Source organism: Luteimonas granuli, from assembly GCF_007795095.1.
Classification (GTDB): Bacteria; Pseudomonadota; Gammaproteobacteria; order Xanthomonadales; family Xanthomonadaceae; genus Luteimonas; species Luteimonas granuli.
In genome coordinates, this window is the sequence record NZ_CP042218.1 from 2,417,333 (window position 1) to 2,437,705 (window position 20,373).

General features: G+C 69.4%; 14 protein-coding genes, 7 tRNA genes and 1 pseudogene. 12 read left to right on the plus strand and 10 right to left on the minus strand.

Annotation, left to right across the window (positions count from 1 at the left end):
* Nucleotides 1-4: 4 nt before the first annotated feature.
* From ppk1 to FPZ22_RS11220, 4 genes are all read right to left on the minus strand, one after another.
* Nucleotides 5-2,134: a polyphosphate kinase 1 gene (gene ppk1 / locus FPZ22_RS11205; RefSeq protein WP_144894148.1), complete on the minus strand. Its 2,130-nt coding sequence runs from the start codon at nt 2,132-2,134 to the stop codon at nt 5-7.
* Nucleotides 2,127-3,461: a phosphate regulon sensor histidine kinase PhoR gene (gene phoR, locus FPZ22_RS11210; protein WP_144893017.1), complete on the minus strand. Its 1,335-nt coding sequence runs from the start codon at nt 3,459-3,461 to the stop codon at nt 2,127-2,129. The genes ppk1 and phoR overlap by 8 nt, the downstream gene beginning before the upstream one ends.
* Nucleotides 3,462-3,470: 9 nt before the next feature.
* The gene (phoB, locus tag FPZ22_RS11215; RefSeq protein ID WP_144893019.1) at nt 3,471-4,160 is read right to left on the minus strand and encodes a phosphate regulon transcriptional regulator PhoB; all 690 of its coding nucleotides are present in this window, start codon (nt 4,158-4,160) and stop codon (nt 3,471-3,473) included.
* 89 nt (nt 4,161-4,249) lie between these two features.
* On the minus strand, nt 4,250-5,824 hold the full coding sequence (locus FPZ22_RS11220; protein ID WP_144893021.1) for a M48 family metalloprotease: 1,575 nt from the start codon (nt 5,822-5,824) through the stop codon (nt 4,250-4,252).
* A gap of 179 nt (nt 5,825-6,003) precedes the next feature.
* Here FPZ22_RS11220 and grxC point away from each other — a divergent pair, with 179 nt between their 5' ends.
* The 4 genes from grxC (at nt 6,004) to FPZ22_RS11240 (ending at nt 9,375) form a co-directional block, all read left to right on the plus strand.
* On the plus strand, nt 6,004-6,282 hold the full coding sequence (gene grxC / locus FPZ22_RS11225) for a glutaredoxin 3 (RefSeq protein ID WP_144893023.1): 279 nt from the start codon (nt 6,004-6,006) through the stop codon (nt 6,280-6,282).
* The gene (locus FPZ22_RS11230) at nt 6,279-6,671 is read left to right on the plus strand and encodes a carboxymuconolactone decarboxylase family protein (RefSeq protein ID WP_144893025.1); all 393 of its coding nucleotides are present in this window, start codon (nt 6,279-6,281) and stop codon (nt 6,669-6,671) included. The genes grxC and FPZ22_RS11230 overlap by 4 nt, the downstream gene beginning before the upstream one ends.
* 172 nt (nt 6,672-6,843) lie before the next feature.
* Nucleotides 6,844-7,857: an isocitrate dehydrogenase gene (locus tag FPZ22_RS11235; protein ID WP_144893027.1), complete on the plus strand. Its 1,014-nt coding sequence runs from the start codon at nt 6,844-6,846 to the stop codon at nt 7,855-7,857.
* Nucleotides 7,858-8,025: 168 nt separating this feature from the next.
* Nucleotides 8,026-9,375, plus strand: coding sequence for a Na+/H+ antiporter NhaC family protein (locus tag FPZ22_RS11240; protein WP_144893029.1), 1,350 nt, complete (start codon nt 8,026-8,028; stop codon nt 9,373-9,375).
* Nucleotides 9,376-9,872: 497 nt separating this feature from the next.
* Here FPZ22_RS11240 and FPZ22_RS11245 read toward each other — a convergent pair whose 3' ends face one another.
* The 6 genes from FPZ22_RS11245 to FPZ22_RS11270 all read right to left on the minus strand — a co-directional run bounded on the left by FPZ22_RS11245 (nt 9,873) and on the right by FPZ22_RS11270 (nt 11,372).
* Nucleotides 9,873-10,634 carry a Bax inhibitor-1/YccA family protein gene (locus FPZ22_RS11245; RefSeq protein ID WP_144893031.1) on the minus strand — a complete coding sequence of 254 codons (762 nt, stop codon included), beginning with the start codon at nt 10,632-10,634 and terminating at the stop codon, nt 9,873-9,875.
* Between the two features lie 108 nt (nt 10,635-10,742).
* A tRNA-Leu gene (locus FPZ22_RS11250) sits at nt 10,743-10,827 on the minus strand.
* 62 nt (nt 10,828-10,889) lie between these two features.
* Nucleotides 10,890-10,965: transfer RNA gene (locus tag FPZ22_RS11255), tRNA-Lys, on the minus strand.
* Between the two features lie 62 nt (nt 10,966-11,027).
* Nucleotides 11,028-11,104: transfer RNA gene (locus tag FPZ22_RS11260), tRNA-His, on the minus strand.
* Nucleotides 11,105-11,214: 110 nt separating this feature from the next.
* Nucleotides 11,215-11,291: transfer RNA gene (locus FPZ22_RS11265), tRNA-Arg, on the minus strand.
* A 4-nt stretch (nt 11,292-11,295) separates the two neighbouring features.
* A tRNA-Pro gene (locus tag FPZ22_RS11270) sits at nt 11,296-11,372 on the minus strand.
* A gap of 208 nt (nt 11,373-11,580) precedes the next feature.
* On the opposite strand from FPZ22_RS11270, the pseudogene tig reads away from it, so the two are divergent.
* The 8 genes and pseudogenes from tig to FPZ22_RS11310 all read left to right on the plus strand — a co-directional run bounded on the left by tig (nt 11,581) and on the right by FPZ22_RS11310 (nt 20,325).
* Nucleotides 11,581-12,880 (plus strand): annotated as a pseudogene (gene tig, locus FPZ22_RS11275) (trigger factor).
* Between the two features lie 26 nt (nt 12,881-12,906).
* On the plus strand, nt 12,907-13,533 hold the full coding sequence (gene clpP, locus FPZ22_RS11280; RefSeq protein WP_144893033.1) for an ATP-dependent Clp endopeptidase proteolytic subunit ClpP: 627 nt from the start codon (nt 12,907-12,909) through the stop codon (nt 13,531-13,533).
* A gap of 139 nt (nt 13,534-13,672) precedes the next feature.
* The gene (gene clpX, locus FPZ22_RS11285; RefSeq protein ID WP_144893035.1) at nt 13,673-14,962 is read left to right on the plus strand and encodes an ATP-dependent Clp protease ATP-binding subunit ClpX; all 1,290 of its coding nucleotides are present in this window, start codon (nt 13,673-13,675) and stop codon (nt 14,960-14,962) included.
* A 213-nt stretch (nt 14,963-15,175) separates the two neighbouring features.
* Nucleotides 15,176-17,602 carry an endopeptidase La gene (gene lon / locus FPZ22_RS11290; RefSeq protein WP_144893037.1) on the plus strand — a complete coding sequence of 809 codons (2,427 nt, stop codon included), beginning with the start codon at nt 15,176-15,178 and terminating at the stop codon, nt 17,600-17,602.
* A gap of 160 nt (nt 17,603-17,762) precedes the next feature.
* The gene (locus tag FPZ22_RS11295; RefSeq protein WP_144893039.1) at nt 17,763-18,035 is read left to right on the plus strand and encodes an HU family DNA-binding protein; all 273 of its coding nucleotides are present in this window, start codon (nt 17,763-17,765) and stop codon (nt 18,033-18,035) included.
* Nucleotides 18,036-18,046: 11 nt separating this feature from the next.
* Nucleotides 18,047-18,121: transfer RNA gene (locus FPZ22_RS11300), tRNA-Val, on the plus strand.
* 35 nt (nt 18,122-18,156) lie between these two features.
* Nucleotides 18,157-18,233, plus strand: a tRNA-Asp gene (locus FPZ22_RS11305).
* A gap of 112 nt (nt 18,234-18,345) precedes the next feature.
* On the plus strand, nt 18,346-20,325 hold the full coding sequence (locus FPZ22_RS11310; RefSeq protein WP_144893041.1) for a SurA N-terminal domain-containing protein: 1,980 nt from the start codon (nt 18,346-18,348) through the stop codon (nt 20,323-20,325).
* Nucleotides 20,326-20,373: the final 48 nt, after the last annotated feature.

Genomic DNA, 20,373 nt, shown 5'->3' on the forward strand with positions numbered 1-20,373 from the left:
GTCCTCATCCGCAGATCGACGCGAGCAGCGAGGCCTGGGCCGAGTGTGGTGCCTCGCCCTCGGCCGGAGCGAGCGCGCGGTAGCTGCCGTCGGAATGCAGCTCCCAGGCGCCGGTGTTGTCGGCGAGGTAGGTCTCGAGCGCCTCCGCGCGCACGCGCGCGGCGACCGCCGGGTCGAGGATCGGGAAACAGGTCTCGACGCGCCGCAGCAGGTTGCGCTCCAGCCAGTCGGCGCTGGAACACCAGGTCTCGGGCGCGCCATCGTTCGCGAACCAGTACACGCGGCTGTGCTCGAGGAAGCGGCCGACGATCGAGCGCACGCGGATGTTGTCGGACACCCCCGGCACCCCCGGTCTCAGCGTGCACGCTCCGCGGACGATGAGATCGATGCGCACGCCGGCCTGGGAGGCGGCGTACAGCGCGCGCACCACCTGCGGCTCGTTGAGGGCGTTCATCCTGGCGATGATCCGCGCCGGGCGGCCCGCGGTGGCGAACTGGGCCTCGCGCCGGATGCGCGACAGCACGCCGTCGTGCATGGTGAACGGCGACTGCAGCACGCGCTTCAGGCGGGTCGCCGGCGCAAGCCCCGAGATCTGCTGGAAGATCTGGTGCACGTCGCTGCTGATGTCGGTGTCGGCGGTCAGCAGGCCGAGGTCGGTGTAGGCGCGCGCGGTGCCGCTGTGGTAGTTGCCGGTGCCCATGTGCACGTAGCGGCGCAGGCGACGGCCCTCGCGGCGCACCACCAGCAGCATCTTGGCGTGGGTCTTGTATCCGACCACGCCATAGACCACCTGCACTCCGGCATCCTGCAGGCGGTCCGCGAGGCCGAGGTTGGCCTCCTCGTCGAAGCGCGCCCGCAGTTCGACCACCACGGTCACGTCCTTGCCGTTGCGCGCGGCCTGCACGAGGTGCTCGACGATCGGCGAATCGCGGCCGGTGCGGTACAGGGTCTGCTTGATCGCCAGCACGTCCGGATCGGCGGCGGCCTGCTTGAGCAGTTCCAGCACCGGGGTGAAGGCGTCGAAGGGGTGGTGGAGCAGGATGTCGCGCTCGGCGATGCGGTCGAACATCGCGTCGCTGCCTGGCAGCTGCCGCGGCTGGAACGGTGGGAACTTGAGCTCCGGACGGTCGACGTCGTTGTAGACGTGGATCACGCGGTTGAGGTTGACCGGTCCGTTGATGCGGTAGACGGCGTTCGCCGGCAGGTCGAAGTTGCGCAGAAGCTCCGTGACGATCGGTTCCGGGCAGTCGGCGGCGATCTCCAGCCGCATCGCGCGCAGGTAGCCGCGCCCGACCAGCTCGTCGCGCAGCGCCAGGGCCAGGTTCTCGACCTCGTCCTCGTCCAGGATCAGCTCCGAGTTGCGGGTGACGCGGAACTGGTAGGCGCCCTGGACCTTCATCCCCGGGAACAGGTCCTCGACGAACTCGGACAGCATCGCCGACAGGAACACGAAGTCGTGCTCACCGCCGGAGACGCGCTGCGGCAGGCGGATGATCCGGGCCAGCGAGCGCGGCGCACGCACGATGGCGAGGTGGCCGCTGCGGCCGAATGCGTCCTTGCCCTTGAGCACGACCACCAGGTTGAGCGACTTGTTGAGGATCTTCGGGAACGGATGCGATGGATCGAGGCCCAGCGGCGACAGCACCGGCAGGATCTCCTCGCGGAAGCAGGCGCGCAGCCAGCGGCGCTGGCGCGCGTTCCAGGTCTCCCGCGCGAGCACGCGCACGCCGGCGTCGGCGAGCGCCGGGCGCAGGACCTCGTTCCAGCAGGCGTACTGGGCGTCGACCAGCTCGGCGGTGCGTTCGTGGATCCGCCGCAGCACGGTGCCCGGCGACAGGCCGTCCGCCGGCAGCGGCACCTCGAAGTCCTGGGCATGGCGCACGGTGGCGGCGCGGATCTCGAAGAACTCGTCGAGGTTGGTGCACGAGATGCACAGGAAGCGCAGCCGCTCCAGCAGCGGGATCGTGGCGTCCTGCGCCTGCGCCAGGACGCGGAAATTGAAGTCGAGCTGCGACAGTTCGCGGTTGAGGTACAGCGCGGGGTCGCGGAGCGAATCCGCCGCGGGGTCCGGCGCGGGCGCGGCCGGCACCGACGTCCGGCCCCGGGTGGTGGCGGGTGTCCGCCCGCTAGTCATGCGGCTCTTCATGGATATCCTCGGTGCGCGCCATGACCCGTTCGGCGCCGAAGCGGCAGGTGAAGATGCTGCCGCGCCCGACCTCGCTGGCGATCTCCAGGCGCGCCTGGTGCAATTGGAGCACATGCTTGACGATCGCCAGGCCCAGGCCGGTGCCCCCGGTCTCGCGGGTGCGGCTGCTGGAAACCCGGTAGAAACGTTCGGTCAGGCGCGCCAGGTGGGCTTCGGGGATGCCGTAGCCGGTGTCTTCGACCGACAGCGCGACGCCGCCCCCCGCGTCCGGGGCGAAGCGCACGCGGATGTGCCCGCCGCTGGGCGTGTAGCGCACGGCGTTGGCGACCAGGTTGGAGAAGGCGCTGTGCAGCTCGCGGCTGGAGCCGCGCAGGTCGACGCCGGCGGCGTCCTCGACGGCGACGGTGTGGCGGCCCTGGCCGATGGCCTCCGCCTCGCGGCGCAGGGTGGAGAGCATGGGAGCCATCGCGACCTCCTCTTCGACCAGGGTGTCCTGGGCCTCGAGCCGGGACAGGGTCAGGAGATCCTCGACCAGCTGGGTCATGCGCTGGGACTGGCGCCGCATTTCGCCGACGATCGGCTCCCATTCGGGGTTGTCCGACGGATCGAGCATGTCCAGGTAGCCGTGGACCACGGTCAGCGGCGTCCGCAGCTCGTGTGAGACGTTCGCGACGAAGTCGCGGCGCATCTTCTCCAGCCGCATCAGCTTGCCGACGTCGCGCGCGACCAGCAGCCACAGGGCGTCGGAATAGGGGATCAGCCGCAGGCTGATGCGGATCGACGGATCGGCCGGCGAGGCGGCGTCATTGATCGGCTCGGCGTGCCGCCCGCTGCTCAGCCAGTGCGAGACCGGCAGCGGCTGCAGCCGTTCGCCGAGGCTGGCGCCCTTGTCGCGCGGATAGCTCAGGCCCAGCAGCCGCTCCGCGGCGACGTTGCACCAGATCACCCGCTGGGTGTTGCGATCGGCCACCACCACTGCGTCGGGCAGCGCCGCGGCGACGGCGCGGTAGGCGCGCATCATTTCGACCAGTCGGCGTTCGCGGCCTCGGACCTCGTTGCGCGCGCGGTGGAGCAGGCGCTCGACGCCGGCCCAGACCCCGCCGCCGGAATGCGGCGGCGGCAGCCGCACGCGCGCGTCGAGCTGACCCATGATCCTGCGCAGTCGCAGCAGGTGCGCGGCCAGCATCCCGAGCGCGGCCAGCGCGAGGGCCGGCCAGGGCTGGCCCACGGCCAGCCCCGCGAGCATGGCGCAGCCCAGGACCGCGGCCAGCGTGGCCAGGGTCCGTTGCCAGGAGGTCTGGAGGGTCGGCGGCATGCCGCCAGTCTAGACCGAGGCGGAGAATCGATACCCGGCGCCGCGGACCGTCTGCACCATGCCATCGAGCGCGAACGGTTCGAGCGTCTTGCGCAGGCGGCGGATGTGCACGTCCACCGTGCGCTCTTCGACATAGACGCTGCCGCCCCAGACATGGTCGAGCAGCTGCGAGCGGGAATAGACGCGATCGGGATGGGTCATGAAGAAATGCAGCAGGCGGTACTCCGTCGGCCCGATCGCCACCGGCTCGTCGCCGGCGAACACCCGGTGCGCGGCGCCGTCGATGCGCAGGCTGCCGACGGCGACGCTGCCGTCCTCGTCGTCCTCCCGCGAGCGGCGCATGACGGCGCGGATCCGGGCCAGCAGTTCGCGCGAAGAGAAGGGCTTGACGACGTAATCGTCGACTCCGGCCTCGAGCCCGCCCACGCGGTCGTTCTCCTCGCCGCGGGCGGTCAGCATGATGATCGGAACTTCGCGGGTGAGGGACTCCCGACGCCAGCGGCGGGCCAGCTCGATGCCGCTGGTCCCGGGGAGCATCCAGTCGAGCAGGATCAGGTCGGGCACCCGGTCGGCGATCGCTTCCTGGGCCTGGCGGGCATCCGCGGCATGGACCGGCTCGTAGTCGCCCTTGCGCACGGCGAAGGCCACCATGTCCCGGATGGCTGGCTCATCGTCGACGATCAGGATGCGCTTCTGCACGCTGCTACCGCTCGTTCAATGGAGATGGCGGCCATTAGACGACGGTTTGGTGACTGTTTGGTGACAGTGTCACGTGCGGCCGGGCGGCCTCACTTGCGCAGCACGGGGTCGTGGATGCCCTGGCGGCGCAGCTCCAGCACCATCGGCGTGACCGCGGCGATGCGCGCGTCGATCCGCACCCGCGCATAGTAGTCGAGGTCGTCGCGGCGACGCAGGGTGTTGAGCTGCAGCAGGGCCTGCTCGGCGCGGCCATTCAGCAGGGCGGCTTCGGCCCAGGCCTCGCCGGCGCGGACCGGATCGCCGGCGATCTCGCTGGCGCGGGCGAAGATGCGCTGGAAGACGGGGTCATCGCCGGAACCGGCCGTCAACGGCCGCAGGATGTCGCTGGCCCGGCGTCCTGCCTCGGGAGTGTCGCGCTCGGTCAGCACCTCTGCGTACGCCAGCACCACCGCGCGGTTGCGGGGCATGCGGCGGACCAGGTCTTCGAAGCGGGCGTCGGCGGCCGCGTGCCGCCCCTGGCGGGCTTCGGCCTGGGCCAGCCCGATCAGCAGCCAGGTGTCGCCGGGGTGGGAGGCCAATAGTTCGCCGAATCCACGTGCCGCCTCCGCGCCGTCGCCGGCCAGCAGACGGGCCAGGGCCAGGCCGTAACGCTGGGCGTCGTCGAGGGCGCCGGCGCGCGCGAAGCGTGCGTACTCGCCCATGGCCTGGGCCGGAGTGTCGGCGCTGAGCACGCGCAGGCGCTCGCGCACCCAGCCGTACTGACTGCCGTGGGCGTCCCCGGAAAGGCCGTCCGGGCGCAGCGAGGCAGGCAGCAGGGGATTGTTCCCCGCAAGCCCGGAGGTCGCGAAGGTCGCCTCCGCCCGCCCGCCGTGCTGCCCGGCGAGCTGCCGCGCCTCGCTGATGCGGGTGGTGGTGACCGGGTGGGTGCGCAGGTAGTCCGGCATCCGCTCGCGCTCACCACCCTGGTTGGTGCGCGACAGCGCCTGCATGCGCTCGAACATCCGCGCCATCGCCGCGGTGTCGTAGCCGCTGCGCGCAAGCGTGCGCATGCCGATTCGGTCGGCCTCGGACTCGTTGGACCGGGTGTAGTCGATCTGCCGCTGGACCAGCAGCCCCTGCGCACTGGCGAGCGCGGCCATCGTGGCTTCGCCGGAGGAACTTCCGCCAGCCTGCGACGCCACCGCCACCGCGCCCAGCATCGCCAGCAGGATCGGCACGCTGTCGCGCTGGGCGCGCTCGACGCCGCGCAGCACATGGGCCTGGGTGACGTGGGCCACCTCGTGGGCGAGCACGCCGGCGACTTCGTCTTCGCTGGCGGCGGCAAGCACCAGGCCGGCGTTGGTCCCGATGTAACCTCCGAGGGTGGCGAAGGCGTTGAGCGACCGGTCCTTCATCATGAAGAAGGTGAACGACTGCTCCGGCTGGTCGCTCGCGGCGGCCAGGCGGCTGCCCAGCGCGTGCAGCCAGGCATCGATCAGGGGATCGTCGAGCACGTAGTCGTAATGGCGCAGCTGCGCCAGCAGCATCTGGCCGTATTCGCGCTGCTGCGCCGGGCCGAGCAGGGTGCCGGCGGAGGAGCCGATGTCGGGCAGCCGGGTCTGCGCGGGAGCGGCGGCCGCGGCCAGCGCAAGGACCAGGGCGGCGGTGGCGGGAAGCAGGCGCATGCGGTCTACGGGGCGTCCTCGAAGCATGGATGACAGGATGGAGCCGGGGCGGAGGGCAGGCGTGAACAGCCGGTTAATCCGTCCCGGCGAACGGTGCGGACCACCGGCGCCTGCTGAAATCGGCGCGCGCGGCCCCCACAATCGACCCCGCCAGGCCACGCAAGTTTCCGGAGACCGCCTTGAACGAGCAAGCTTCACCCGAGATCACCCTGTACACCAGCGCCGTCTGCGCCTACTGCGTGGCCGCCAAGAACTTCCTGCGCAGCAAGGGTCTGGAATGGACCGAAGTGAGGATCGACACCGATCCCGAGGAGCGCGCGCGCATGGTGGCACGCGCCGGGCGCACCTCGGTGCCGCAGATCTTCGTCGGCAAGGTCCACGTCGGCGGCTACGACGACATGATGGCCCTGCACCGCGCCGGCGGCTTCGAGCCGCTGCTGGTGGGGAAGGGCGCATGAGCGCCGGTGACGACGGCGATCGCGTCCGGGCCTTCACGGAATTCCGCGAACGCATGAATGAACGCATCCTCGCCGAGCCCAACCAGGTCGTCCGCCGCTTCTTCGCACTCGACACCCAGGCCTACCAGGCCGGCGCGCTCGACGTGGCGACCAAGGAGCTGCTCGGACTGGTGGCATCGCTGGTGCTGCGCTGCGACGACTGCATCAGCTACCACGTCGCGCGCTGCCGCGATGCGGGGGTTGGCCGCGACGCCATGTTCGAGGCGTTCTCGATCGGGCTGGTGGTGGGCGGGAGCATCGTGATCCCGCACCTGCGTCGCGCCGTGGACTTCCTCGACCGGCTCGAGTCCGGCGCCGACGCTCCCCCGGACGGACACCACCACGACTGAGCCCCGCGAGCGCCCCTGGCGGCGCCCCCGGGGCAGGGAAGGGCAGGGCCGCACCGCTGCGTTCCCGGGGGCGCCGGACAGCAGGGGGCCGCATTTGGCATAATTGCGTGCTGCTTTCCGCCCCCAGACGCCCGCTCGCGCAATGGCGTCCCCCCACCCTGGACCCCACACAATGACCCAGACAATCACGGTCATCCGCGGCGATGGCATCGGCCCGGAGATCATGGACGCCACCCTGCATGTGCTCGATGCCATGAAGCTCGGGCTCGCCTACGAAGAGGCCGATGCCGGGCTGATGGCGCTCGAGAAGCACGGCGAGCTGCTGCCGCAGGCCACGCTCGATTCCATCAGCCGCAACAAGGTGGCGCTGAAGAGCCCGCTGACCACGCCGGTCGGCGGCGGCTTCTCCTCGGTCAACGTGCAGCTGCGCCGCCACTTCGATCTGTATGCGAACGTCCGTCCGGCGACCTCGTTCCCCAACACCCGGTCGCGCTTCAGCGAAGGGGTGGACATCGTCACCGTGCGCGAGAACACCGAGGGCGCCTACAGTGCCGAAGGCCAGGAAACGGCGCCCGACGGAAGCTGGGCGGTGTCGGTGACCCGCAACACCCGCAAGGGCTCCGAGCGCATCGTGCGCTACGCCTTCGACCTGGCCCGCAAGGCCGGGCGGAAGAAGGTGACCGTGGTGCACAAGGCCAACATCCTGAAATCGACCTCCGGCCTGTTCCTCAACGCCGCGCGCGACGTGGCGAAGGAATATCCGGACATCGAGTGCAACGAAATGATCGTGGACAATGCCTGCATGCAGCTGGTGATGCGTCCCGAGCAGTTCGACGTGATCGTGACCACCAACCTGTTCGGCGACATCATCTCCGACCTCTGCGCCGGCCTGATCGGCGGTCTGGGGCTGATTCCCGGCGCCAACATCGGAAAGGACGTCGCGATCTTCGAGGCCGTGCACGGCTCGGCGCCGGACATCGCGGGCAAGGGCGTGGCCAACCCCTGCGCCCTGCTGCTGGGCGCGGCGCAGATGCTCGAGCACATCGGCATGGTCGACAGGGCCACGCAGCTGCGCGCCGCGATCGTGGACACGCTGACGGCCCAGGATTCGCTGACGCCGGACCTCGGCGGCAACGGCAGCACGATGGATTTCGCGCGCGCGATCGCCAGCCGGGTCGCGGCCTGAACCGGCCGCCTGCCCCCGGGCAGGCCGCCGGGCTGTATGGAGACGGGCGCTTCGGCGCCCGTTTCCTTTGGCGCCGTTTCGTTTCTGGAACGCCGCCATTCCGGATGTCGTCTCGACAGCGCCCGGCAGCGGCCCCACAATCGCCGATCCTTTCATGCGGATAAAGCGATGGATGCACGTCCCAGCGCGCTCGCGCTGACCCCGCTGCTGCTGTTCCTGGCGCTGTTCTTCGGCTCGGGGCTGTATTTCACCCTGCACGGCGAGGAGATGGGCTTCTACCAGCTGCGCGCGCCGGTGGCGATCCTTCCGGCGCTCGCGCTGGCGGCGTGGATCGCCCGCCGCCGCGGGGTGAAGGCCGTCGAGGTCCTGCTGCTCGGCATGGGCAACCCGAACATCATGACGATGTGCCTGATCTTCCTGCTGGCGGGGGCATTCGCCTATGTCTCGCAGGCCATCGGCGCCGTGGATGCCGTGGTGTCCCTGGGAATCGGCGCGGTGCCGGCGGGGCTGCTGTTGCCAGGGCTGTTCGTGGTCGCCTCGCTGATCTCGCTGGCCATCGGTACATCGATGGGCACGATCGCGGCCGTGGTTCCGATCGCCCTGGGTGTGGCCGATGCCTCCGGCCTGGACCGCGCGCTGGTACTGGGCGCGGTGATCGGCGGCGCGATGTTCGGCGACAACCTCTCGGTCATCTCGGATACCACGATCGCCGCCACGCGCAGCCAGGGCGCCGAGATGCGCGACAAGTTCCGCGAGAACTTCAAGATCGCGTTGCCCGCGGCGCTGGCCACGATCGCGCTGCTGGTCTTCCTCGGCGACCCGGCGCCGGTCACCACCGACGAGCCCGCCTCGGCCTGGCTGGTCCTGCCCTACGTGCTGGTGCTGGTGCTGGCGCTCGCCGGCCTGGACGTCATCCTGGTGCTGGGGATCGGCGTGGCGCTGGCCGGTGCATTCGGCCTGGCCCTGGCGCCGGAGTACGACCTGGTGCACTACGCGGGCGACATCTGGACCGGCTTCGAGGGCATGACCGAAATCCTGCTGCTGTCGTTGCTGATCGGCGGCGTGGGTGCGCTGATGAAGGCCGCCGGTGGGCTGGGGTGGCTGGCCCAGACGATCGCGCGTTTCGCGCGCGGTCACACCGGGCGACGCACGGGCGAGTTCAGCATCGCCGTGCTTTCGGCCACCGCCGATGTCTTTACAGCCAACAACACCGTCGCCATCCTCGTCAGCGGCGATGTCGCCCGCGACATCGCGGAGCGGCACCGGATCAGCCCGCGGCGCGCGGCCAGCCTGCTCGACGTTTTCGCGTGCGTACCCCAGGGTGTGATTCCGTACGGGGCACAGATCCTGCTCGCGGCGGGGCTGGCCTCGATGTCGCCGCTGTCGCTTTCGGGCACGGTCTTCTACTGCTGGATCCTGGCCCTCTTCGCGGCCGCCTTCATCGCCTGGCCATCATCGCGCCCCGTGGGGGCTGACGACGGAGACGCCTGCACCGCTGGCGCCCGGTCGGCCGGATGAAAGCATGGCCACCGCCGTCCGGCGCGGGGCCGCGTTGTCGCGCCTGGAAGAGCCAGGAGCCGTTTCGTTGTGGTCCGTGCGGCCCGTCCCGCGCACAGGGGGTGTGCTTCCCCGGCAGTCTCCGCGTCCTGCTCCCACGGCCGGCCGCCGGCCATCCATGGCCGGCTGTCCGCACACCCCCTGTGCGCGGGACGGGCTTCGGCGTTCTTCGGCTTCGGGAGGGAAGATCCAAAGCGGCGGAGCCGGGCAGCTCCCGGTCATGACGCCCTCCGTTTCGACGCGAACGTCGGCGTAGCCCTCGTCCCGACCGCGACCAAAGGTCGTGCCCCCCTGCGTCCGTGGCGGGCGGCCCGGACTCGAACGGAGCGTCCGTGGCGGGCGGCCCGGACTTCACCGGAGCGCCCGTTGCGGCGGAGCGTCCCCTCGATCGGGAGAAGAACCAAAAAGAGGCGCCGATGGCGCCTCTCCGGGATTGCCGCGTGGCGTGTCCGGCTGCCTCAGTCGCGCGACTGCAGCTTGGCCAGCAGGCGAAGGAACTCGATGTACAGCCACACCAGCGTGACCATCAGCCCGAAAGCACCGTACCACTCCATGTACTTCGGCGCGCCCCGTTCGGCGCCGGTCCGGATGAAGTCGAAGTCCAGCACCAGGTTCAGCGCCGCGATCACGATCACGAACAGGCTGAAGCCGATGCCGACGATGCCGTTGCCGTGGATCATCGGGATATCGACCCCGAAGAAGCCGAGCACGATGGTCGCCAGGTAGACCAGGAAGATGCCGCCGGTGGCCGCGACCACGCCGAGCTTGAACTTCTCGGTGGCCTGCACCCAGCCGGCGCGGAAGGCGACAAGCATCGCGAACAGCGTGGCGAAGGTCAGCATCACCGCCTGGATCACGATGCCCTCGTACAGGTGGCTGTACAGCGCCGAGATCGCGCCCAGGAAGAAGCCCTCCACCAGCGCGTACAGCGGCGCGGTGACCGGCGCCCATTCCTTCTTGAACACCGTCACCAGGGCGAGGACGAAGCCGCCGATCAGGCCGCCCCACATGTAGACGGGAAAGCCGGGCGCGATCTCGCCGGTGGCGGTGAAGGCCTGGCTCCAGGCGAACGCCGCCGTGAGCACGGTCAGGAACAGCAGGAACGCGGTCCTGTTGACCGTGCCATTGATCGTCATCGCGCTGGCGTCGCGGGTGACGACGCTGCCGCTGCCGAGGTCGAGGAAAGTGGATTCGGACAGGACCGGATTGCCGCTACGCATGGATTCCCCCAGGAGGTCGAGTGCGTGTGCCAGTCGGGAGGATACACGGCCGGGCGTTGCAGCCGCGTGGGCCGGCGGGCCCCGGCCCGCGCTCCGCGGGCTCCGGGTTGGTGCGAAAGGGGGGACTCGAACCCCCACGCCTTGCGGCACTGGAACCTAAATCCAGGGCGTCTACCAGTTCCGCCACTTTCGCCTGTGTCCGGGCATCCGATCCGGCAAACAGAAAACGCCCGGCGGGGCCGGGCGCTTCGGGTTTGGTGGGCCGTCAAGGATTCGAACCTTGGACCTATTGATTAAGAGTCAACTGCTCTACCAACTGAGCTAACGGCCCCGAGCGGGAAATCCTACCAAAACAGCGGCCGGCGGATCAACAGCACCGGCCATGCGGGAAGCTGGGGTGGAAGACGGGATTTGAACCCGCGACCCCCGGAATCACAATCCGGTGCTCTAACCAACTGAGCTACATCCACCATGGAGTCCTGTCGCGGCCGCGACACGGCCCGCTAAGGGCCTGCGGGAGCCGGCAGGGCCGGGCATTGTACGCGGTCGGAAGGGAATGTGCGACGTGCGCGTGAGGAGCTGGCGCGCCCGGCAGGACTCGAACCTGCAACCACCGGCTTAGAAGGCCGGTGCTCTATCCGGTTGAGCTACGGGCGCCGGGTGGTCGGGGTAGAGGGATTCGAACCCCCGACATCCTGCTCCCAAAGCAGGCGCGCTACCAGACTGCGCTATACCCCGAAGGTCGTGGACCGCCGGTTCCGCCCGGCATGCCCTGCGGCATTGTCGGGAGGCCCCGGGATGGTGTCAACGCGCGGAGCTGGCGGTGGGCGCGGGATTCCGCCAAAATGTCGCGTTCCGTCGCCGGAGGTGCGGGCCAGACCCGCCGGCTCCCCGGCCAACCAGACAACCAACGCCCGTGGCCCTTGCCGCGGTGGCAGGAGTGGGTATGCAAGTTTCAGTCGAGACCGTCGGCAACCTCGGACGCAGGATGACCTTCAACCTGCCGGCCGACCGCTTCCAGGACCAGGTCGGGGGCCGCCTGCGCGAGATGGCGCGCACGGCGCGCATCAAGGGCTTCCGGCCCGGCAAGGTGCCGGCGAAGGTGATCGAGCAGCGCTTCTGGCGAGCAGGTCCGCAACGAGATCCTCGACGGCATGCTGCGCGAGGGCTTCGACAGCGCCGTGCGCGAGAACGCTCTGCGCATCGCGGGCCAGCCGCGCATCGAGCGCGGCGAGGGCGACGAGCTGTGCTACGTGGCCACCTTCGAGATCGTCCCCGACTTCGGCGACGTCGACGTCGCCGGCCTCGAGGTCGAGCGCCCGGTGGCCGAGGTCACCGAGGAGGACATCGACCGCATGATCGAGAACCTGCGCCAGCAGCGTCGCAGCTGGTCGGAGGTGACCCGTGGCGCGAAGGAGGGCGACGCGGTCGACATCGAGACCTGGTCCGAGGTCGACGGCGAGCGCCTGCCCGCCGAGGGTGTCGAACGCGGCGTCACGGTTGTCGGCTCGGGCGCCATGCACGCCGATCTCGAGGCCGCGCTGGTGGGCATGGCCAAGGGCGGGGAGAAGGACGTCGAAGTCAGCTTCCCGGCCGACTGGCGGGTGCCGCAGCTGGCCGGCAGGACCGCGAAGGTCCACCTCAAGGCCGAGCAGGTCTCCGAGGCCGTGCTCCCGGAAGCCGACGCGGCCTTCATCAGGAGCTTCGGTGTGAAGAGCGGCGAGATGGAGCAGTTCCGCGCCGACATCCGCACCAACCTGGAACGCGAGCTGAAGCACGCACTGATGAACCGCTTGCGCCGCGCCGTCGGCGAGCAGCTGGTCGCCGCCTACGCCCACGTCGAGCTGCCGCCGAACCTGGTCGAACAGGAAGCCCGCGCCCTGGTCGCCCAGGTCGCCGAGCAGGCCCGCCGCCAGGGTCGCCCGTCGGAACCGCCTGCCAACGCCCACGAGAACTTCATGGAGCCGGCGCGCAAGCGCGTCCTGGTCGGCCTGCTGGTGGGCGAGGTCGCCCGCAGGCACCAGCTGATGCTGGACCGCAAGCGCCTGGACGAGAGCCTGCGCCTGATCGCCTCGACCTACGAGGAGCCGCAGCAGGTCATTGACTTGTACCGGAACGATCCCCAGCTTATGGCGGGACTGCAGAACCGCGTGATGGAGGAGCAGGTGATCGACTGGATCGCCCAGCGCGCCCGCCACACCGACACGCAGCTGACCTTCCAGGAGGCGATCGCGCCGCAGGCGTGACCGCCTCCCCCTGACCCGGGATTCCAATGAGCATCGAGACCAAGGCCCTCAACCTCGTGCCGATGGTGGTCGAACAGACCAGCCGCGGCGAGCGCGCGTACGACATCTATTCGCGCCTGCTGAAGGAGCGGGTGATCTTCCTGGTCGGCGGCATCGACGACCACGTGGCCAACGTGATCGTGGCGCAGATGCTGTTCCTCGAGGCCGAGAACCCCGAGAAGGACATCAACCTGTACATCAACTCGCCCGGCGGCATCGTCACCGCCGGCATGGCGATCTACGACACCATGCAGTTCATCAAGCCCGACGTCAGCACGATCTGCGTCGGCCAGGCGGCCAGCATGGGCGCCCTGCTGCTGGCCGCGGGCGCGGCCGGCAAGCGCTATGCGCTGCCGAACTCGCGGGTGATGATCCACCAGCCCCTGGGCGGCTTCCAGGGCCAGGCCACGGACATCGAGATCCACGCCCGCGAGATCCTGTCGATGAAGCAGCGCCTGAACGAGATCCTGGCGCGCCATACCGGCCAGGCGCTCGAGACCGTCGCCCACGATACCGAGCGCGACAATTTCAAGAGCGCCGAGGCCGCGCGCGAGTACGGCCTGGTCGACCAGGTGCTCGAGCGCCGTCCGGAAGACTCGATCCAGCCCGCCTGAACGGGCGGCGCCCGGCCGCCGCGGCCGTGCCTGCCCCGGACGCAGCATCCCGCGCCCCCCGCGCTTGCGGCCCGGGGCCCGGGTGCTATTCTCGACCCGGACCACCCGTATTCCCCCCGAAACACCGATTGGCGAACGCATGACCGAAGACCGACAGGGCCGTTCCGGCGACAGCAGCAAGATCCTCTACTGCTCGTTCTGCGGGAAGAGCCAGCATGAGGTCCGCAAGCTGATCGCGGGCCCGAGCGTGTTCATCTGCGATGAATGCGTGGAGCTGTGCAACGACATCATCCGCGAGGAACTCGAGGAGAAGGCGCAGAGTGCGCGCAGTTCGCTGCCCAAGCCCAAGGAGATCCTCGAGGTCCTCGACCAGTACGTGATCGGGCAGCAGCGGGCGAAGAAGACGCTCGCGGTGGCGGTGTACAACCACTACAAGCGCATCGAGAGCCGGCAGAAGAACGACGAGGTCGAGCTCGCCAAGTCCAACATCCTGCTGGTCGGTCCCACGGGTTCGGGCAAGACCCTGCTGGCCGAGACCCTGGCGCGCATGCTCAACGTCCCGTTCACCATGGCCGACGCCACGACCCTCACCGAGGCCGGCTACGTCGGCGAGGACGTCGAGAACATCATCCAGAAGCTGCTGCAGAAGTGCGACTACGATGTCGACAAGGCGCAGCAGGGCATCGTCTACATCGACGAGATCGACAAGATCTCGCGCAAGAGCGAGAACCCGTCGATCACCCGCGACGTCTCCGGCGAGGGGGTGCAGCAGGCGCTGCTGAAGCTCATCGAGGGCACCATCGCCAGCGTGCCGCCGCAGGGCGGGCGCAAGCACCCGCAGCAGGAATTCCTGCAGGTCGACACCCGCAACATCCTGTTCATCGTCGGCGGTGCCTTCGCCGGCCTGGACAAGATCATCCAGCAGCGCAGCACGGAGGCCGGCGGCATCGGCTTCGGCGCCAAGCTCAAGAGCTCCGAGCGCAAGGCCGAGGTCGGCAAGGTGCTCGCCGACGTCGAGCCCGAGGACCTGATCAAGTTCGGCCTGATCCCCGAGTTCGTCGGCCGCCTGCCGGTGGTCGCCACCCTCGAGGAACTGGACGAGGCGGCCCTGGTCAAGATCCTGTCCGAGCCCAGGAACGCCATCACCAAGCAGTTCCGGAAGCTGTTCGAGATGGAGGGCGTGGAGCTGGAGTTCCGCCCCGACGCGCTTGCGGCCATCGCCCGCAAGGCGCTGAAGCGCAAGACCGGTGCGCGCGGCCTGCGCACGATCGTCGAATCGGTCCTGCTGGACACGATGTACGACCTGCCCTCGAAGGAAAACGTGAGCAAGGTGGTGGTCGACGAGTCGGTGATCGAGCACAAGTCCGAGCCCTACCTGATCTACGAGTCGGCCGCTCCGGCTCCGGCCAAGGCCGCCTCCGGCGACTGAGTCGCCCGGCATCGTCCCACGGCCCGCGGGAGCCGCCCCGGCGGCTCCCGCGGCGTTCGCTGCGTGGCTTTTCGATCACTGGGGCCTGGATGTTCAGGCTGAACGCACAGTCTGCGATGCCGGCCTGCGATGGCGCTTGCATCGGCCGCCGCCGGGCCCCATAACCGGAACCAGGCGGCCCCGGGCCGCATGCATTCCCCCCCAGGAGTCCCGATGAGCCCCTCCCAGACCGCCGCCACCTTCGACCTTCCGGTGCTGCCACTGCGCGACGTGGTGGTGTTTCCGCACATGGTCATCCCGCTGTTCGTCGGCCGTGACAAGTCCATCAAGGCACTCGACCTGGCGATGGAAGGCGACAAGCAGGTCCTGCTGGTCGCGCAGAAGTCGGCGGAAACCGACGACCCGGGCGCGGAGGACCTGCACCCGGTGGGCACGCTTGCGCAGGTGCTGCAGTTGCTGAAACTGCCCGACGGCACCATCAAGGTGCTGGTCGAAGGCGTGGACCGCGCCACCATCGATGGCGTGCGCGACGTGGACGGAGCCCTCGTCGCCACCGGCACGCTGGTGGAGGCCGTCGAGGACCGCGAGCCGCGCGAGGTCGAGGCCATCGCGCGCTCGCTGATGGGCCTGTTCGAGCAGTACGTGAAGACCAACCGCAAGCTGCCGCCGGAGCTGCTGCAGACCCTGGCCGGCATCGACGAACCTTCCCGCCTGGCCGATACCGTGGCGGCGCACCTGGGCGTGCGCCTGGGCGAGAAGCAGCGCCTGCTCGAGACCTTCTCCACCGCGGAGCGGCTGGAGATGCTGGTGGGCCTGGTCGACGGCGAGATCGACGTGCAGCAGATGGAGAAGCGCATCCGCGGCCGCGTGAAGTCGCAGATGGAGAAGAGCCAGCGCGAGTACTACCTCAACGAGCAGATGAAGGCGATCCAGAAGGAACTGGGCGACATGGACGACGCGCCGAACGACCTCGAGGAGCTGGCGCGGAAGATCGCCGCCGCCGGCATGCCCAAGGCGGTGGAAACCAAGGCGAAGAACGAGCTCAACAAGCTCAAGCAGATGTCGCCGATGGCGGCCGAGGCGGCGGTGGTGCGCAACTACCTCGACTGGCTGCTGGGCGTGCCGTGGAAGAAGCGCAGCAAGGTGCGCAAGGATCTGAAGGTCGCGCAGGAGGTGCTGGACGCCGACCACTACGGTCTGGAGAAGGTGAAGGAGCGCATCCTTGAGTATCTCGCGGTGCAGTCGCGCGTTTCGAAGATGAAGGCCCCGATCCTGTGCCTCGTCGGTCCGCCCGGCGTGGGCAAGACCTCGCTCGGCCAGTCGATCGCCAAGGCCACCAACCGCAAGTTCGTGCGCATGTCGCTGGGCGGCGTGCGCGACGAGGCCGAAATCCGCGGCCACCGCCGCACCTACGTCGGCTCGATGCCGGGCCGGATCGTGCAGAACCTCAACAAGGCCGGCACCAGGAACCCGCTGTTCGTGCTCGACGAGATCGACAAGATGTCGATGGACTTCCGCGGCGATCCGTCCTCGGCGCTGCTGGAGGTGCTCGATCCGGAGCAGAACCACGCCTTCAACGACCATTACCTGGAAGTCGACCTCGACCTCAGCGAAGTGATGTTCGTGGCGACCTCCAACTCGCTCAACATCCCTGGCCCGCTGCTCGACCGCATGGAAGTGATCCGCATCCCCGGCTATACCGAGGAGGAGAAGATCAACATCGCCTTGCGCTACCTGCTCCCCAAGCAGATCAAGGCCAACGGCCTGCGCGAGGGCGAGCTGAAGGTTGCCGAATCCGCGATCCAGGACATCGTGCGCTACTACACGCGCGAATCCGGCGTGCGCAACCTCGAACGCGAGATCGCCCGGATCTGCCGCAAGGTGGTGAAGGAGCTCGCGCTGGCCGGCCCGCAGAAGCGGAAGCCGCGCGCTGTCAACGTCGCCCCGAAGAACCTGGAAAAGTACCTGGGCGTGCGGCGCTACGACTTCGGCCGCGCCGAACAGGACAACGAGATCGGCCTGGTGACGGGCCTGGCCTGGACCGAGGTCGGTGGCGACCTGCTGCAGATCGAGTCCACCCTGGTGCCTGGCAAGGGACAGCTCACGCTCACCGGCCAGCTGGGCGAGGTGATGAAGGAATCGGCGTCCGCGGCATTGTCGGTCGTGCGCGCGCGCGCGGAGCGGCTGGGCCTGGAACTCGACTTCCTGCAGAAGCGTGACGTGCACGTGCACGTGCCGGACGGCGCGACGCCCAAGGACGGTCCCAGCGCCGGTATCGCGATGGCGACCTCGCTGGTGTCGACGCTGACGCGGATCCCGGTCCGCGCCGACGTCGCGATGACCGGCGAGATCACCCTGCGCGGCAAGGTCACCGCCATCGGCGGGCTCAAGGAGAAGCTGCTGGCCGCTCTGCGCGGCGGCATCACCACCGTGATCATCCCCGAGGAGAACCGCAAGGATCTCTCCGACATTCCGAAGAACGTCACCCAGGGCTTGAAGATCGTCCCGGTGAAGTGGATCGATGAGGTGCTCGACCTCGCGCTGGAACGCCCGCTGCCGCCGCTGCCGGCCGGCGGGACGGCCGAGGCGGTGGTGCGCGCGCCGCGCAAGGCGCCGCCGCGCCAGGACGTCAAACACTGACGGCCGGCGCTTTTTCTTGCGCCCCTGCGGGTGCGCTGGTATAAATTCGCGCTCGCAGCGGCCGGGGGCCGCGGGCGATCCAGGAGCCGCGGCGGCAAGGTCGCCAGCAGGCCCGCCACCAATTCGAGCGGCCGCAGGGCTGCGCAGGAGCACCGAATAGATGAACAAGAATGATCTGGTCCAGGCCGTTGCCGATGAGGCCAACCTGTCCAAGGCCGATGCCGCGCGCGCCGTCGACGCCGTGTTGTCCTCGGTCGGCAAGGCCCTGAAGCAGGGCGACAGCGTTGCCCTGGTCGGCTTCGGCACCTTCCAGGTCAAGGAGCGCGCCGCGCGTACCGGCCGCAATCCGCGCACCGGGGAAGAGATCGCGATCGCCGCGTCGAAGAATCCGGTCTTCAAGGCTGGCAAGGCGCTGAAAGATGCCGTAAACTAAGCGGCCCGCATGGGTGCTTAGCTCAGCGGTAGAGCGTCTCCCTTACAAGGAGAGGGTCGGGGGTTCGATCCCCTCAGCACCCACCACAAGGGTCTGACGTTCGCAACAGGTTCGACAACGCGGAGTGGTAGTTCAGTTGGTTAGAATGCTGGCCTGTCACGCCGGAGGTCGCGGGTTCGAGTCCCGTCCACTCCGCCAGTCACACCAGGAAGGCGCCCGCAAGGGCGCCTTTCTTCTTTCCGGGCCTCCGGGGCCGCTGCGGGTGGCCATGCGCTAAACTGCGCGGCTACGTCCAACGCCGTGTGCCGACATGCTGCAAGCACTCCGAGAAAAGACCTCCGGCTGGATCGCCGTTGCCATCGTCGCCGTCCTGGCGATCCCGTTCGCGTTCTTCGGGATGGAGCAGTACCTGTTCCAGAACTCCGCGGACTACGCGGCGAAGGTCGAGGCGCCACCGTCGTGGTGGCGTTCGGCGCCCGACCTCTGGCCGGTGCGCAAGGCGTTCTGGGTCACGCAGGAGATCTCCACGAACGATTTCCGCAACGAGTTCGAGGCTGCGCGGCAGCAGGCGCGCGCCACGCAGGGCGAGGCCTTCGACGCGCGTGCCTTCGAGTCGACGGAGAACAAGCTGCAGGTGCTCGACGGGCTGATCGACCGTACGGTGCTGGCCCTGGCCGCGCGCAATGCCGGCATCGCCGTGGGCAACAGCCAGGTGCGCGAGGTCGTGGCATCGATGCCCGACTTCCAGGTGGACGGTCGCTTCGACCAGCAGCGCTACCAGATGCTGCTGCAGGCGCGGGTCCCGGCCCAGACGCCGCGCCAGCACCAGGAGGAGATCCGCGAACGTCTGCAGATGGTGATGCTGCCCAGCCGGGTCGCCGGTTCGGCGTTCGTGACCGATGGCCAGGTCGAGCGCACGATGCGGCTGCTGGGACAGCAGCGCGACGTGGCGATGGCGCTGGTCCCGGCGCCGGCGCCTGATACCGGCGCGATCGCCGCCGCGGACATCCAGGCCTGGTACGACGCCCACCGCAGCGAATATCGCGCGCCCGAAGAAGTCTCGATCGAATACGTCGAGATCCTGGGTGATGCGATGCCGGCGCCGGCGCCGCCCGACGAGGCCACGCTGCGCGCGCGCTACGAACAGGAGAAGGCGCGCTTCGTCGAGCCCGAGCAGCGCCTGGTCTCGCACATCCTGGTCGAGGTGCCTGAGGGTGCGGACGCCGCCACGCGAGAGGCCGCGAAGGAGCGCGCCGACGGGATCGCCGCCCGCGCACGCGCCGAGGGCGCCGACTTCACGGCGATCGCCGCCGAAACGTCCGATGATGCCGGCTCCAGGGCCGTGGGCGGCGACCTTGGCTGGCTCGAGCCAGGGATCATGGGTGAGGCCTTCGATGCCGCCGTGCAGGCGGCCGTTCCCGGCGTGGCCACCCGGCCGGTGTTGACCGACTTCGGCTGGCATGTGCTGCTGGTCCGCCAGGTGCGCGAGGGCAAGGAGGTGCCTTTCGAGGAGGCCCGGGCCGAACTCGCCCAGGCCGAGGCCGCGATCAGCCGCGAACGTGCCTTCAACGACCTGATCGGCCGCCTCGTGGACCAGGTCTACCGCAACCCCAGCTCGCTGGCCGCGGCCGCGCGCGAAGCCGGGCTGCCGGTGCAGAAGACCGGCCCGTTCCCGCGTGCTGGCGGTGAAGGCATCGCCGCCAACCCCGCAGTGCAGCGCGCGGCCTTCTCCGACGCACTCGTGCAGGACGGCACCGTCAGCGACCCGATCGAGCTGGGCCCCAACCACACCGTGCTGATCCGGGTCACCGCGCACCAGCCCGAGAGGGAGCGTCCGCTGGCCGAAGTCCGCGGGCAGGTCGTGGCCGCCATCCGCGCCGACCGCGCCGGCAAGGCCGCGCTGGCCGAGGCCGACGCCGCGGTGGCAGACGTGGCCGGCGGCAAGGCGCTGGCGGAAGTCGCCGAGGCGCGGGGGTGGCAGCACATGGCGATCCCGGACATGCGCCGCGGCATGCCGTTGCCGTCCGTCCAGGCCAATGAAGCGATCTTCGCGGCGCCCCAGCCGGAGGAAGGCAAGGTCTCGGTGGGCCGCGTGCAGCAGGACGACGGCAGCATCGTGGTGTACGCGATCGCCGGCGTGGTGCCGGGCGACACCAACGAAGCCAGTGCCCAGGAGCGGGAGATGATCGCGACCCAGCTCATGCGCATGGCCGGCGACGAGGACGCACTGGCCCTGCTGCGCGGCCTGCGCCAGGGGATGCGGGTGACCACGGTCGAAGCGCGCCTGTAACGGCGCCACCGGTCGCCACCCGGGCGGCCTCCGGAATACGAAGAAGCC

Coding starts and splice junctions, on each gene's coding strand:
- ppk1 (WP_144894148.1), bottom strand. CDS start 2,134: ATGACTAGCGGGCGGACACCCGCCACCACCCGGGGCCGGACGTCGGTG.
- phoR (WP_144893017.1), bottom strand. CDS start 3,461: ATGCCGCCGACCCTCCAGACCTCCTGGCAACGGACCCTGGCCACGCTG.
- FPZ22_RS11220 (WP_144893021.1), bottom strand. CDS start 5,824: ATGCGCCTGCTTCCCGCCACCGCCGCCCTGGTCCTTGCGCTGGCCGCG.
- FPZ22_RS11230 (WP_144893025.1), top strand. CDS start 6,279: ATGAGCGCCGGTGACGACGGCGATCGCGTCCGGGCCTTCACGGAATTC.
- FPZ22_RS11235 (WP_144893027.1), top strand. CDS start 6,844: ATGACCCAGACAATCACGGTCATCCGCGGCGATGGCATCGGCCCGGAG.
- FPZ22_RS11240 (WP_144893029.1), top strand. CDS start 8,026: ATGGATGCACGTCCCAGCGCGCTCGCGCTGACCCCGCTGCTGCTGTTC.
- FPZ22_RS11245 (WP_144893031.1), bottom strand. CDS start 10,634: ATGCGTAGCGGCAATCCGGTCCTGTCCGAATCCACTTTCCTCGACCTC.
- clpP (WP_144893033.1), top strand. CDS start 12,907: ATGAGCATCGAGACCAAGGCCCTCAACCTCGTGCCGATGGTGGTCGAA.
- clpX (WP_144893035.1), top strand. CDS start 13,673: ATGACCGAAGACCGACAGGGCCGTTCCGGCGACAGCAGCAAGATCCTC.
- lon (WP_144893037.1), top strand. CDS start 15,176: ATGAGCCCCTCCCAGACCGCCGCCACCTTCGACCTTCCGGTGCTGCCA.
- FPZ22_RS11295 (WP_144893039.1), top strand. CDS start 17,763: ATGAACAAGAATGATCTGGTCCAGGCCGTTGCCGATGAGGCCAACCTG.
- FPZ22_RS11310 (WP_144893041.1), top strand. CDS start 18,346: ATGCTGCAAGCACTCCGAGAAAAGACCTCCGGCTGGATCGCCGTTGCC.